Genomic DNA, 13,448 nt, shown 5'->3' on the forward strand with positions numbered 1-13,448 from the left:
CAGGAGCGCGGAATTGGCATCAGCTTAGCGCATGCCGCGAAAGCCGCGAGGCGAAAATCGAGGACAGATGCTGGTCACCGAAGGCACGTTGCCGGATGAAGTCACCGATCTCTCGGCCGGTTACCGGCGCGTGCCGGCCGGCAGGATCATCAATGCGGTGACATGGATGGAGGCGCGCGCGCCGGTGCCGAGCCTTGCCCAACCGCTGGCCATGACCCGGATCACCGAGCCCGACTGCGCCTCCTACCGCACGATCTTCCTGGAAATCGGGGCTCCCTGGCTCTGGGATCGCGCCGCCGAAATGTCGGATCCCGAAATCGCCGCGCAATTCGCCGACCCACGCCACCATCTCTATTACGGCCATGATGAAGACGGCGGCCATGTCGGCATGGTCGAATTCCGCGTGGCCGACGATGACGAGATCGAGATCACCTATTTCGGCCTGTTCCCCTCCTTGACCGGCCGAGGCTTCGGCAAGCGACTGATGGCCGGCGCACTCGATCAGGCATGGCGCCTCGCCCCCGGCCGCGTCTGGCTGCACACCAGCAGTTTCGATCACCACAGCGTCATCGGTTTCTACCGCGCTTGCGGGTTCGAGCCCTATGCGGCCGGTTTCGAAATTACCGACGATCCCCGGATCAAGGGAACCCTGCCGCGCGAAGCGGCCCCGCAAATCCCGTTGATCGAAACGGAATGGGTGCCCGGCGCCAGATGAGACAGCCTCCGCAACCCGCCAGCCAGGCATCGCCGCATCATCGCCGGTGGGTGCGGCGCGAGAGCATCCTGTCAAGGCTGGAGCGACATGTCGGCATGCGCATCGTGCTGTTCGCCGCGCCCGCCGGCTTCGGCAAGTCGACAACGATGGCGCAATGGGCCGCGGAACTCGCGCGCCACGGCCGGTTGACCGCATGGCTGTCCTGCGAGGCGACGGACAATGACGAAGGCGCCTTCCTGTCGCATCTGGTGGGGGCGCTGCGCCACCTCGTCCAGAACCCGGCCGAGCTCGACCTCGCCTTCCAGTCGAGCCCGATCCCGCAGCTCGAGGTGGTGCTCTCTGCACTTGTCGCGGGTTTTGCGGCGCGCGACGCGGAGATCACGCTGTTTTTCGACGACTACCACGTCATCGAAACGGAGGCGGTGAAGCGTTTCATGGAGCGCCTGACGCGGCAGGCGCCCGCCAACGTCGCCTTCGTCATCGGTTCGCGCAACCTGCCCGACCTGCAGCTCGGCAAACTCAGGGTGCTTGGCGACGTTTTCGAAATCGGTCCGGACGATTTGCGCTTCGCCTCGTCCGAAGCCGAAGCCTTTTTCAACGACAAGCTGGGCCTGAGCGTCAGCAGCGGTACCGTCGAGGCCTTGTGCTCGCGGACCGAAGGTTGGGCCGCCGGCCTGCAACTCGCCTCGCTGTCGCTCAGTGCCGCGCATGCGCCCGAAACCGTCCTCGGCAATTTCACCGGCGCCAACCGTAACGTCGCCGACTTCCTGATGGGCGAAGTCTTCCTCGGGCTGCCGCCGGCCCTGGCGAAGTTTCTGCTCCACAGTTCGATCTTCGAGCGCTTCAGCGCCGAGGCCTGCCGGGCAGTCTTGCGCGTGGCGGACGCCGAGGCCGATATCGCCGAGATCGAGACCCGCAATCTCTTTCTCGTGCCGCTCGACGAGGAGCGGCGCTGGTTCCGCTACCATCACCTGTTCCGCGACTTTCTCAGTCGTGAAATGGAACGGCGCGCGCCCGAGATGATCGCCCCGCTGCACCTGGCCGCCGCCGAATGGTTCGGCGAACGCAAGATGCTGACCGAGGCGATCGGGCATGCGCTTGCCGCCGGCGACCAGGCCCGCGCGGCGGTGTTCATCGAGAACAATGCGCTCGAGCTCATCGCCCAGTGCCAGCTGCTTTATGTGCGCCAGTTGCTGGCGCTGCTGCCGAGAAAACTGGTCGACCAGCGCATCCGGCTGCAACTCGTCGTGTTATGGCTGGCGGTGCACTCAAGCCAGCCCGAGATTGCCCAGCAGACGCTCGCCAATGCGCGCAAGCTGATCGAGACCGGGCCGACGGACGGCAAGGATCCGGGCACGCTGACCGGCACCACGATCGAGGCCGAAATCGCAGTCCTGGATGCCGCCGTGCACAGCACGCTGGAACGGTTCGAGGACGCACGCGACACCGCCTTGGCCGCCCTGCGCGTCATCGCGCCCGATGCCTGGTTCATGGAAGGCGCGACGGCCAATGTCATCGGCTACAATCTCTACGCACTGGGCGATCTCGAGGGCGCGCGGGCGGCGGCGGACGCTGCGCGCAAGGCGCATGAGCGAAGCGGCAGCCTGCTCGGCGTCACCATCGCCAATTGCTACATGGCGGTGATCGAGCGCTCGGCCGGCCGCCTGCCCGCCGCCGAACGGCTGCTGCGCAACACGATCATCGAGGCCAGGACTCGGATCGGCGCCAACTCCTATGCCGAGGCCCTTGCCGGAACGCTGCTTGCCGAACTCGCCTACGAGACCAACGCCTCCGGCGAGGCACTGACCCTGGTCGAGAATCTTGGACCGCTGATCGAGGGCGCCGCGGTCATCGTCTATCCCCTTGCCAGCGTGCCGACCTATGCCCGCGTGCTGCAGCTGACTGGTCGCGCAGACGCAGCGCTCGACATGCTGGAGCGCGTCTACCAGCGTGTGCGCGGCTCCGTCTATCGCCGCCTCGCTTCGGTATTGGTGCATGATCGTATCCGGCTGCTGCTCGACCAGAACCGCGTCGTCGAAGCCCGCGCGCTGCTGAGTGAGCATCGCCGTGAAAGCGCTGAAACCGCGCCTACTGTCGCCAACGAATTCGAGTTCTTCGCCGAGGGCCGGCTGCTTACCGCGGAGAAATCCCACGCAGCGGCGGCGGCGATTTTCGACGCGTTGCTGGAACGAACGAAAAACAGCGGACGCATGCGCCGCCACATCCTGGCGCTGATCCTGCGCGCCAAGACCACCGTCCATGACCAGCGCGAGACCGACCGTCACCTCCTCGAAGCGCTGCGCCTTGCACAGCCCTCCGGCTTCATCCGCTCCTTCGTCGACGAGGGCAGGCCTGTTGTGGAAGGGTTGATGCGGCTGCGCGCCGCGCAGGCAAAGACCGACCCTGCCCTGTCGGCCTATGCAACGCGCATCATCGACGCGGCACAGACGATGCCTGTGGCGACACGCAAGCCGGCAGCACCGACGGCCGAAAAAGAACAGCTCACCCAGCGCGAGGCCGAACTGCTGCGCTGCCTGTCTGAAGGCATGTCCAACCGCGATATCGCGGGTGCGCTATCGGTGAGCGAGACGACGGTGAAATGGCATTTGAAGAACATTTTCGGCAAGCTCTCGGTGTCGAACCGCGTGCAGGCGGTGCGCGCGGCGCAGGCGGCCGCGGACCTCCGTCCCCCTCCGAAAGGAGGGGCATGAACATCTGGTGCAGCCCCCTCTTTGGGGTCGGGCCATGGGATCGTTAGCCTGCTAGCGTCGTCCTGCTCCTAGAGGACGATTGCCTATGGCGACAGGCTATGTTTTTCACGAACAGCTGATGTGGCATGACACCGGCTCCAGCGCCGACATGATGCCACCCGGCCGTTTCGTGGAGCCCGGCCGGCACCTGGAATCGCCTGGATCGAAGCGCCGGCTGAACAACCTGATCCAGGTCAGCGGCTTGGCACGCCATCTGGTGCCGATCCTCGCCGAGCCGGTGACAGTCGAGGATCTGCTGCGCGTGCACACGCAGCGCCATGTCGACGACATCAGGACGCTCAGCGAGCGCGGTTCCGGTTTCGCCGGCCCGCAGGCGCCGATCGGCCTCAACAGTTTCGACATCGCGCTCCTGTCCGCCGGCACCACCTATGCGGCGATGCGCGCGGTGCTGACCGGCCGCGTCGACAATGCCTATGCGCTGGCTCGGCCGCCGGGGCACCATGCCGAGCCCGACCAAGCGATGGGCAACTGCCTGTTTTCCAACATCGGCGTGTCGGTGCGCCGGCTGCAGCATGAGGGCTTGCTTGGTCGCGCGGCGATAGTGGACTGGGACGTTCATCACGGCAACGGCACCGAGACGGTGTTCTATTCCGATCCGTCGGTGCTCACCATTTCCCTGCACCAGGACAATCTGTACCCGACCGGGCGCGGCGCGCTGGCCGACAATGGCAAGGGCGCCGGCGAAGGCTATAACATCAACATCCCCCTGCCCGCCGGCAGCGGCACGGGCGCCTATGAGGCGAGCTTCGATCGCGTCGTGGCGCCGGCGCTACGCGCCTTCAAGCCTGACCTCGTGATCGTCGCTTCCGGTTTCGATGCGTCGGGATTCGATCCGCTCGGCCGCATGATGCTCAACAGCGAATGCTTCCGGCGCCTTGCCGCGCGCATGGTCGCCCTGGCCGCCGAGACGTCGGACGGACGCCTGATGATGACCCATGAAGGCGGCTACTCCGAGGGCTATGTGCCGTTCTGTGGTCACGCCGTCATCGAGACGCTGGCCAATCACCGGACCGAAGTGGTCGACCCGCTGTCGGACCATATCGACGAATGGGCCGGGCAGGAATTGCAGCCGCACCAGGCTGCGGTGATCGACGCCGCCGAGAGCCTGCTTGCCGGCCTGCGTCAACGCCTCGCAAGTGCTGCCTGACGCGATGGATTTCCTGATCACCACCCTCCTCAACGCGCTGACGCTGATCAGCATCCTGATGCTGGTCGGGCTCGGACTGGCGATCAGCTTCGGCCTGATGAACGTGACCAATCTGGCGCATGGCGAGTTCGTCACCGTCGGAGCCTTCGCGGTCTATTTCGTTCAGAGCGTCGGCGGTTCCTTCTGGCTGGGGCTCGCCGCCGCGCCCGTTGCCGGCGCGGTGGTCGGCTGCATCCTGGAATTCGCCATCATCCGCCATCTCTATTCGCGGCCGGTGTCGACCGTGCTTGCCACGTGGGGCGTCAGCCTGATCCTGCAACAAGGCATGGAACTGACCTTCGGGCTCGGCGCCAAGCCGGTGACGCCCCCGATCGAGGGCACGTTCGACCTTTTCTTCACCGTCTATCCGGCCTACCGGCTGGTCCTCATTGCCATCGCCATGCTGACCTTGCTCGGCGTCGTGCTGCTGATCAGCCGAACATCGTTCGGGCTCGACATCCGCACCGTCATCCAGAACCGGGAGATGGCCGAGGGCGTCGGCATCAACACGCGGCGCACCTACGCCACCGCCTTCACCTTCGGCGCGGCCATCGCCGGGCTCGCCGGCGGATTGGTCGCACCGCTGGCGATCGTGCTGCCGCAGATGGGCGTCAACTATCTCGCCAACGCGTTCTTCGTCGTCATCGTCGGCGGCGTCGGCTCGATAGGCGGCCTCGTCGCCGGCAGCGTCTTCGTCGGCGGGCTGACCAGCATCCTCAACTACCAGATCTCGCCATCCCTGGCGCAGGCGATCGTGCTGCTGGCAGCCATCGTCGCCGTGCGGCTGCGGCCCAACGGCCTCTTCAACGGAGCTTCGCGATGATCGCCCGCGACCGCAACTGGCTGCTGATCTTCGCCGTCTGTGTGGTGCTCGCGGTTCTCTATCCGCTCTTCGCCGACGGCTATCAGCTGACGGTGATCCGCGACGCGCTGATCTTCGGTCTGTTCGCGGCGAGCCTCGACTTCTTCTGGGGCCGCACCGGCATCTTGTGCTTTGGCCACGCCGCCTTCTTCGGCATCGGCGGCTACATCATGGCGCTGATCACGCTCAACGACGCCATCGCCTTCGGCAGCCTGCTCGGCATCATGGGCGCGGTGGCAGGGGCAGCCTTCGTCGCGGCCATCATCGGTTACTTCCTGTTCTTCGGCGGCATCCGCGGCAGCTACTTCACCATCGTCACGCTGGCGATGGGTGTCATCTGCCAGCAAGCTGCCGTCTCCTGGAGTTCGGTCACCGGCGGCGACAGCGGCCTGATCGGCATCCCGCCGATCGAATTCGATGTTGGCGGGATGCATCTCGATCTCAGCCAGGATCTGCCCTCCTATGTCTTCGTTTCGGCCATCGTCGCGGTGGTGGTGCTGGCGCTGTGGTCGATCGGCCGTGGCCGCTGGGGCACGGTACTGACCGCCATCCAGGACAATGAAGTCCGGGCAGCAGCGCTCGGCCACAACGCACCGCTGCGGCTGCTCGTCACCTTCGTCCTGTCCGCCGCAATCGCCGGCCTTGCCGGTGCGCTCTATGTCTGCATGGCCGGGCTGGTGGCGCCCGATCTCTCCGGACTGCTGCTGTCGACCGAAGTCATCGTCTGGGTGGCGGTCGGCGGGCGCGGCACTCTGCTCGGTCCGGTGCTGGGCGCGATCTTCATCCAGCGCGCGCAGCAGACGATCTCCAGCTTCAACCCGAGCCTGTGGCCGCTGCTGCTCGGCTGCGTCTTCGTCATCATCGTCTTCGTCCTGCCGGACGGCATCCTGTCTGTTTACGCGCGGCTGAAAAGCCTGTTCGAGGGCCGGAGGCGCGTGCAATGAGCGATGTCCTGCTCCAGGCCGAAAATGTCGGCATCCGCTTCGGCGGCTTGCAGGCACTGGAAGGGTTGAACCTGACCGTGCGCGACAAGGAGCTCCGCTGCATCATCGGGCCGAACGGCGCCGGGAAGAGCACTTTCCTCAATGTGCTGACCGGCACGCTTCGCCCGACCAGCGGCAGCGTGCGATTCCTCGGTCATGACATTGCCGGTCTGCCGCTGCACCGCATCGCCAGGCTCGGCATCGCCCGCAAGTTTCAGATCCCGTCGGTCTTTCCCAGCCTGTCGGTCGAAGACAATCTGAAGGTGGCACGGTGGGGGGTACCCTCGCCGGTTCGCCCGGTCAGTGAGCTGCTGGAACTGGTCGCGCTCGGCGATAGCGCCGCGAGGCTGGCGGGCGAACTGGCGCATGGGCAGAAGCAATGGCTGGAGATCGGCATGGCCCTGGCGATCGAGCCAAGATTGCTGCTGCTCGACGAGCCGACCGCGGGCATGACACCGCAGGAAACCTTGGCAACCGCCGAAATGCTGCTGCGGCTGAAGGGCGAATTCTCGATCGTCGCCGTCGAACACGACATTCGCTTCGTGCGGGCGTTGAACTGCGAGACGCTGGTGCTGCATCAGGGGCGTCGGCTGCGCAGCGGTCCTTTCCACGACATCGAGACCGACGAAATGGTCCGCGACGTCTATCTGGGGAGGCGCTGACCATGCTGCGGACACTTGCCGTGTCGGCCGGCTATGGGCTGCTTCCGGTGCTGAACGGCATCGAAATCAGCGTCTCGCCTGGCGAAGTTGTCGGTCTGCTCGGCCGTAACGGCGCCGGCAAGACGACGCTGTTGCGCGTCATCGCCGGCGGCCTGAAGGCGAGCGGCGGCGCCGTGGTGCTCGGCGACCAGGATCTCACCAACGCGCCGGCCTTTCACAGGGCGCGGGCAGGCATCGCCCATGTGCCGCAAGGGCGCGGCATCTTCAACCAGCTGACCGTGCGGCAAAACCTGGAAGTCGGCACGCGTGCCGCCAGGGATCGTGGCGACCGCAGCATTCCGGCCGACATCTTCGGCTATTTTCCGATCCTGCGCGAACGCGAGGCGCAAATCGCCGGCACGCTCTCGGGCGGTCAGCAGCAGATGCTGGCGATCGGCCGGGCGCTATGCGGCCTGCCCTCGGTGCTGCTGCTCGACGAACCTTCGGAAGGCATCCAGCCGAACATCGTACAAGCCATCGCCGAGCTGGTGCCGCGCATCGCGCGCGAACGCGGCATCGCGATCGTGCTGGTCGAGCAGAATCTCGATCTCGTTCTGAAGGCGGCGGACCGCTGCCTGGTGATGGAAAAGGGCAGGATCGTGCACGAGGGCACGCCGCAAGCGTTCGCCGACGAGACCCTGCTGAAGGATTTGTTGGCCCTGTAAAGGCGCGCCTGATGCGCGCCCAAGATTTGTTGGCTTTGCAAGGCGTGCATGGGGCGCGCCTGGACTGGAAGGGAACATAACAATGATAAGCAGAAGAACGATCCTGAAATCCGGCGGGGCTGCCGCCGCGTTGGCCATGGTCGGCGCGCCGTCGATCCTGCGCGCCGCCGACACCGTCAAGGTCGGCCTGTCGATCCCGATCACCGGACTGCAGGCGATCCTCGGCGAGACGCTGCTCAATTGCTACAAGCTCGCCGCGGCCGAGCTCAACGCTGCCAACGGCATTGGCGGCCGCCAGGTCGAGCTGTTCATCGAGGACAACCAGACCACGACCAAGGGCGCCATCGACAAGGCGCGCAAACTCATCAACGAAGACAAGGTCGACGTGGTCATGGGCACGATCATTTCGCCGGAGCGAAGTGCTACGCTTTCGGTGACCTCGAAGGCCAAGAAGCTGTTCTTCTATCCGACCAATTTCGAAGGCGGCGAATGCAACCGCTACTTCGTCGCCACCGGCCCGATCCCGATGCAGCAGGTCGACCCGATGATGCCGTGGGTGGCCGAGAATCTCGGCAAGACCATCTACGTCATGGCCTCCGACTATGCCTGGCCACAGAAGATGACCGAGGCGATCACGGCAGCCTATGAGAAGGCCGGCGGCAAGATCATCGGCGCCGACTATTATCCGTTCGGCACAACGGATTTCGGCCCTGCATTCCAGAAGATCAAGTCGCTGAAACCCGATGTCGTGTGGTCGATGGTGGTCGGCAACGACGCCGTCACCCAGCTCAAGCAGTATCGCTCTTTCGACATCAAGCAGCCGCTGATCGCGCCACTCGACGAGGTCTTCAACAAGGACGCGCTGCCGCCCGGCGTCGCCGCCGGCACCTATGCACCGCAGCCTTACTGGATGGCGCTCGACAATCCGGTCAACAAGAAGTTCATCGCGAGCTTCCGCGAAAAGTTCGGCCAGGAGAAGATGGTCAACGGCATCGGCGAAGCCGGCTACAACGGCCTGCATCTCTACGCGCTGGCCGCCGAGAAGGCCGGGTCGCTGAAGGACGACGATGTGCTCAAGGCGCTGCCGACGATCGAGTTCGACGCGCCGCAAGGCAAGATCCGCGTCGATGCCAGCAACAACCACACGCTCTGCCATTCTTATGTCGGCAAGGCCGCCGCAGACGGAATCAGCTACGAAATCGTCAAGGATTTCGGCACGATCGCTCCGGTCACGCCTTACTGCAAGCTGTAGGAGGTTCGGCAACGGCTCCAGGCAATTCTGACGGCGGCTTTGCCGCCGTCAGGTCGCCTGCGGCGCCGGCAGCCGCTCGCGCAATTCGTCGACGAGCACCCTGGTGTTTTCGGAATAATCGATGGGCACGACGACGAGATGCACGCCGCCGCCGGTGAAGGCCCGTTCCAGCGCCGGCTGCAAGTCGGCGATCTCGCCAACCCTGGTCCCCCTGGCGCCATAGGCCTCGGCGTATCTGACGAAGTCGGGATTGCCGAAGGTCATGCCGAAATCCGGAAATTCGTCGACCGCCTGCTTCCAGCGGATCATGCCATAGGCGTGGTCTTCAAGCAGCAGGACCACGAGGTTGAGCTTGAGCCTGACGGCGGTCTCCAGTTCCTGGCTGTTCATCATGAAGCCGCCGTCGCCGCAGATGGCCATGACACGGCGCCTGGGATAGAGCAGTGCCGCCATCATCGCCGACGGCAGGCCGGCACCCATGGTGGCGAGCGCATTGTCGAGCAGCAGCGTGTTTGCCATGCGCGTACGGTAGTTGCGCGCGAACCAGATCTTGTACATGCCGTTGTCGAGGGCGAGTATCCCGTCCGCCGGCATGACGGCGCGGACATCGTGCACGATGCGTTGCGGCGTGAAGCGATCTTCGGTGGCGCGCGCCGCGATCCGGCTCAAAATGCCTTCGCGCAGCGGCAACAGGACCTGCGCATTGGGGATCTTGCCCTCGATACGGTCGGCCAGCAGCGCCAGCGAAGGGCCGAGGTCGCCGACGATTTCGGCTTGCGGGAAATAGACCTGCTCGACGTCGGCGGTTTGATAGCCGACATGAATGACCTTCGGCCCTCTGGCGCCCATGATGAAAGGCGGCTTCTCGACCGTGTCGTGGCCGATGGTGATGATCAGATCGGCCTGCTCTATGGCCTCGTGCACATAGTCGCGCTCCGAAAGGGCTGCCGTTCCCATATAGAGTTCGGTGCCGCCGGGCACGGTGCCCTTGCCCATCTGCGTGGTGAAATAGGGAATTTGGGTGCGCAGCACGAACTGGGCGACATCGGGCGTCACGCGCGGCCGCGACGCCGCCGCGCCGAACATCAGCAGCGGACGCTTGGCCTCCATGATCATGCGGGCGGCACGATCGAGCGCACCCGCGCTGGCCAGAGGTAGTTCGACCGGATGCGTCGGCACGAGCGCTATCGGCTCGCACTCCGCCGCGGCAATGTCTTCCGGCAGTTCCAGATGCACGGGGCCGGGACGCTCCTCCTGCGCGACACGGAAGGCTTCGCGCACCAGCGAGGGGATCATCTTCGGCGACACGATCTGGCGCGACAGCTTGGTCAACGGCTTCATCGCCGCGACGATATCGACGATCTGGAAGCGTGCCTGCCGCGATGACAGAATGCCCTTCTGGCCGGTGATCATGATCATCGGCATCGCGCCGAGCAGCGCATAGGCCGAGCCGGTCGTCAGATTTAGCGCGCCTGGGCCGAGCGTGGTGATACACACGCCTGCCTTGCCGGTGAGCCTGCCATAGGTGGCGGCCATGAAGGCGGCCGCCTGCTCGTGGCGGGTCAGGATCAGCTGGATCGACGAGCGGCGGATCGACTCTACGATGTCGAGATTTTCTTCGCCCGGAATGCCGAAGATGCGGTCGACCCCTTCATTCTCGAGCGCGGCCACGAACAGATCCGAACCTTTGGTCAACTGTCTCTCCTGCAATGCGTAGATTCCGCCAGCCATCTTCATATGGCAGGGAAAGCGGCGCCGCAAAGGCCGGAAGTGCGCATTGGTTCACGGAAGAGCCAACCGCGACGGGCGATCACGCCATCAATTTCGGCAAGGCGGTCGCCAGCGCGTCGACGGCCAGCCGCACTTTGAGCGGCAGATGCGGCGTCTGCAGCCAAAGGGCATGGCAGTCGTAGAGATAGCGTGGCTGGTCCGGCAACAGCACCGCCAGCGCACCGGCCCGGATGCGCTCGCGAACCAACCACCAGGGAAGCCAGGCAATCCCCATGCCTTCGACCGCGGCATCGGCGATGGCATCTAGGTCGTCGAGCCGCAGCCGGCCGGTTGGCATGATCTCCTGTACGGGCTGCCCTTCACGCGCAAACAGCCATGGCTGAACGACCTGGCCGAGCCGGCGATAGACAATCGACTGATGATCGGCGAGATCCTCGATCCGCCGTGGTTCGCTATGAATTCCGAGATAGGAGGGCGCTGCGCAGACGACCATGCCTTGGCGTGCGACGCGCCGCGCGATCACGCCTGCCTTGTCGTCCAATTCGCCGGTCCGGATGGCAAGGTCGTAGCCGTCCTCGGCAAGGTCGGCGAAGCGGTCGCTTAGCGACAGATCGAGTTCCAGCATCGGATATTGCCGCGCCAGTTGCAGCAGCACGGGCGTCACGCAGTGGCGGCCGAAATGCGCCGGCATGGTGACGCGCAGTTTTCCGCGTGGCTCCGAGAGCTGGTCGGCGGCGAGCGCATCGGTGGCTTCGGCCTCCGCCAGCACTACCCGGCAGCGTTCATAGTAGGCGCGGCCGAAATCGGTCAGGCTCTGGCGGCGCGTGGTGCGGTTGATGAGGCGCACGCCGAGGCGCTCCTCGAGAAAGCGGACGTGCTTGCCGACCATCGGTCCGGACAGATCGAGCGCGACCGCCGCAGCAGCGAACGAGCCGAGGTCGACCGCCCTAACGAAGACAGCCATGCTCTCGAGCCGATCCATATTCGGAACTCCTGGTTTCTACTGCTTTATCTGTACCGCCATTTATCCGCGAGAGCGTTCCCTGCATAGCTCATTCGGTTCAAATGATTTGGAGTATCCCGAATGACACGTGTTGTCCGCTTCCACCAGCATGGCGGTCCCGAGGTACTGCGCATCGAGGATGTCGACCTTCCCCCGCCAAGTGCGGGCGAGGTGCAGATCCGCGTCAAGGCGCTGGGCCTCAACCGCGCCGAGGCATTGCTGCGTGCGGGAACCTATATCGAGACACCGGCCCTACCCTCCGGACTTGGCCTGGAAGCGGCCGGCGTCGTCGAGGCGGTGGGCGAAGGCGTCGCGGATTTCGCAACGGGCGATGCCGTCAGCATCATCCCGCCGCAATCGATGGTTCGCTGGCCGGCCTATGGCGAACTGGTCACCTATCCCGCCGCGCTCGTCGTCAAACACCCGCCATCGCTCGACTGGCGAACGGCAGCAGCGCTCTGGATGCAATATCTCACAGCCTACGGCGCACTGATCGACATCGCCAGGCTACGCGGTGGAGATGTCGTCGTCATCACGGCGGCGTCGAGCAGTGTCGGACTTGCCGCGATCCAGATCGCCAACAGTGTCGGCGCGACGGCGATCGCGGTGACGCGGACATCGGCGAAGAAACAAGCCCTGCTCGACGCCGGAGCGGCAGCAGTCGTGATCCTGGCCGAGGAGGATCTGGAGGCCCGGCTAATGGAAATCGCCGGACCGCCAGGCGTCCGCGTTGTGTTGGATGCGGTCGGCGGCCCGATCTTCGAGCCACTGACAGCGGCCATGTCACCTGGCGGCATTCTCATCGAATATGGCGGCCTCAGCCGTGAGCCGACGCCGTTCCCTTTGGCTGCGGTGTTGGGGAAGACGTTGACGCTGCGTGGCTACCTGGTCCACGAGATCACCGGCAACCCGGCCAAGCTGGAAGCCGCCAAGGCATTTATCCTTGGAGGCCTGGAGACCGGCACGCTGAGGCCAATTATCGATAGGACCTTTGCCTTCGACCAGATTGTCGAGGCCCATCGCTATCTCGAGTCGAACGAACAGTTCGGCAAGATCGTGGTGACGCTCTGAAGGGGCCGCAACGGCGAACAAATCATTCTCGCTGCAATATCGCCCTTGAAGGCGCGGTCCCGCATTCCTAACTGTCCCCTGCGGGCCGGGCCCCTCTGACGATCGTCCTTGGCGATTGTGATGTCGGACCGCTATAACGGGCCCGTTTCCATACCTTTCGGTCAAGCGGGCTCATCCTTCTGGTTTGGAGCCCCATATGACATCTTCCCTTCTTGGTTTGGTTTGTCCCTCCTGCCGCGTCGCGCTCACAATGAGCGAACGCCAGGGTATCGAGATCGACTACTGTCCGCAGTGCCGCGGCGTCTGGCTTGATCGAGGCGAACTCGACAAGATCATCGAACGTTCGGGCAGGGAGGCGTCGCCCGCGCCGCAGCCGGCGCCATTCTCCCAGCCACAACACAGCCAGGGCCGCGATGACGACTATTCCCGCTCGCAGGGCCACCGCTATCCGAAGCGGAAGAAATCATTCTTCGAAGAATTGTTCGATTGAGGCATGGCGCCGCCCGGT

General features: G+C 64.8%; 12 protein-coding genes. 10 read left to right on the plus strand and 2 right to left on the minus strand.

What is annotated here, in order from left to right; all coding sequences use genetic code 11:
* Nucleotides 1-67: 67 nt before the first annotated feature.
* The 8 genes from X741_RS157850 to X741_RS157815 all read left to right on the plus strand — a co-directional run bounded on the left by X741_RS157850 (nt 68) and on the right by X741_RS157815 (nt 9,135).
* Nucleotides 68-715: a GNAT family N-acetyltransferase gene (locus X741_RS157850; protein WP_023777095.1), complete on the plus strand. Its 648-nt coding sequence runs from the start codon at nt 68-70 to the stop codon at nt 713-715.
* A complete protein-coding gene (locus X741_RS157845; RefSeq protein WP_023777096.1) occupies nt 712-3,426 on the plus strand; it encodes a LuxR C-terminal-related transcriptional regulator in 2,715 nt (904 codons plus the stop codon). The genes X741_RS157850 and X741_RS157845 overlap by 4 nt, the downstream gene beginning before the upstream one ends.
* Before the next feature lie 85 nt (nt 3,427-3,511).
* Nucleotides 3,512-4,633 carry a class II histone deacetylase gene (locus X741_RS157840; protein ID WP_023777097.1) on the plus strand — a complete coding sequence of 374 codons (1,122 nt, stop codon included), beginning with the start codon at nt 3,512-3,514 and terminating at the stop codon, nt 4,631-4,633.
* Nucleotides 4,596-5,495: an urea ABC transporter permease subunit UrtB gene (urtB, locus tag X741_RS157835; RefSeq protein ID WP_245272674.1), complete on the plus strand. Its 900-nt coding sequence runs from the start codon at nt 4,596-4,598 to the stop codon at nt 5,493-5,495. The genes X741_RS157840 and urtB overlap by 38 nt, the downstream gene beginning before the upstream one ends.
* On the plus strand, nt 5,492-6,478 hold the full coding sequence (locus X741_RS157830; protein ID WP_023777099.1) for a branched-chain amino acid ABC transporter permease: 987 nt from the start codon (nt 5,492-5,494) through the stop codon (nt 6,476-6,478). The genes urtB and X741_RS157830 overlap by 4 nt, the downstream gene beginning before the upstream one ends.
* Nucleotides 6,475-7,179 carry an ATP-binding cassette domain-containing protein gene (locus X741_RS157825; protein WP_023777100.1) on the plus strand — a complete coding sequence of 235 codons (705 nt, stop codon included), beginning with the start codon at nt 6,475-6,477 and terminating at the stop codon, nt 7,177-7,179. The genes X741_RS157830 and X741_RS157825 overlap by 4 nt, the downstream gene beginning before the upstream one ends.
* 2 nt (nt 7,180-7,181) lie before the next feature.
* Nucleotides 7,182-7,883, plus strand: a complete 702-nt coding sequence (locus X741_RS157820) for an ABC transporter ATP-binding protein (protein ID WP_023777101.1) — start codon at nt 7,182-7,184, stop codon at nt 7,881-7,883.
* 82 nt (nt 7,884-7,965) lie between these two features.
* The gene (locus X741_RS157815) at nt 7,966-9,135 is read left to right on the plus strand and encodes a substrate-binding protein (protein ID WP_023764723.1); all 1,170 of its coding nucleotides are present in this window, start codon (nt 7,966-7,968) and stop codon (nt 9,133-9,135) included.
* A 48-nt stretch (nt 9,136-9,183) separates the two neighbouring features.
* Here X741_RS157815 and X741_RS157810 read toward each other — a convergent pair whose 3' ends face one another.
* Both X741_RS157810 and X741_RS157805 read right to left on the minus strand, forming a co-directional pair.
* Nucleotides 9,184-10,830, minus strand: a complete 1,647-nt coding sequence (locus X741_RS157810) for an acetolactate synthase large subunit (protein ID WP_023777102.1) — start codon at nt 10,828-10,830, stop codon at nt 9,184-9,186.
* Between the two features lie 115 nt (nt 10,831-10,945).
* Nucleotides 10,946-11,848 (minus strand): LysR family transcriptional regulator, encoded by a 903-nt coding sequence (locus tag X741_RS157805; RefSeq protein ID WP_023777103.1) that lies wholly within the window; start codon nt 11,846-11,848, stop codon nt 10,946-10,948.
* 102 nt (nt 11,849-11,950) lie between these two features.
* Here X741_RS157805 and X741_RS157800 point away from each other — a divergent pair, with 102 nt between their 5' ends.
* The gene (locus X741_RS157800) at nt 11,951-12,940 is read left to right on the plus strand and encodes a zinc-dependent alcohol dehydrogenase family protein (RefSeq protein ID WP_023777104.1); all 990 of its coding nucleotides are present in this window, start codon (nt 11,951-11,953) and stop codon (nt 12,938-12,940) included.
* Nucleotides 12,941-13,136: 196 nt separating this feature from the next.
* The gene (locus tag X741_RS157795; RefSeq protein ID WP_013896928.1) at nt 13,137-13,430 is read left to right on the plus strand and encodes a zf-TFIIB domain-containing protein; all 294 of its coding nucleotides are present in this window, start codon (nt 13,137-13,139) and stop codon (nt 13,428-13,430) included.
* Nucleotides 13,431-13,448 lie beyond the last annotated feature (18 nt).

This window comes from Mesorhizobium sp. LNHC221B00, from assembly GCF_000502935.1.
In the GTDB taxonomy this organism is placed as follows: domain Bacteria; phylum Pseudomonadota; class Alphaproteobacteria; order Rhizobiales; family Rhizobiaceae; genus Mesorhizobium; species Mesorhizobium opportunistum.

Bases quoted from the DNA above. Each gene is read 5' to 3' on its own strand.
- X741_RS157850 (WP_023777095.1), top strand. From the start codon at position 68: ATGCTGGTCACCGAAGGCACGTTGCCGGATGAAGTCACCGATCTCTCG.
- X741_RS157845 (WP_023777096.1), top strand. From the start codon at position 712: ATGAGACAGCCTCCGCAACCCGCCAGCCAGGCATCGCCGCATCATCGC.
- X741_RS157840 (WP_023777097.1), top strand. From the start codon at position 3,512: ATGGCGACAGGCTATGTTTTTCACGAACAGCTGATGTGGCATGACACC.
- X741_RS157830 (WP_023777099.1), top strand. From the start codon at position 5,492: ATGATCGCCCGCGACCGCAACTGGCTGCTGATCTTCGCCGTCTGTGTG.
- X741_RS157825 (WP_023777100.1), top strand. From the start codon at position 6,475: ATGAGCGATGTCCTGCTCCAGGCCGAAAATGTCGGCATCCGCTTCGGC.
- X741_RS157820 (WP_023777101.1), top strand. From the start codon at position 7,182: ATGCTGCGGACACTTGCCGTGTCGGCCGGCTATGGGCTGCTTCCGGTG.
- X741_RS157815 (WP_023764723.1), top strand. From the start codon at position 7,966: ATGATAAGCAGAAGAACGATCCTGAAATCCGGCGGGGCTGCCGCCGCG.
- X741_RS157805 (WP_023777103.1), bottom strand. From the start codon at position 11,848: ATGGATCGGCTCGAGAGCATGGCTGTCTTCGTTAGGGCGGTCGACCTC.
- X741_RS157800 (WP_023777104.1), top strand. From the start codon at position 11,951: ATGACACGTGTTGTCCGCTTCCACCAGCATGGCGGTCCCGAGGTACTG.
- X741_RS157795 (WP_013896928.1), top strand. From the start codon at position 13,137: ATGACATCTTCCCTTCTTGGTTTGGTTTGTCCCTCCTGCCGCGTCGCG.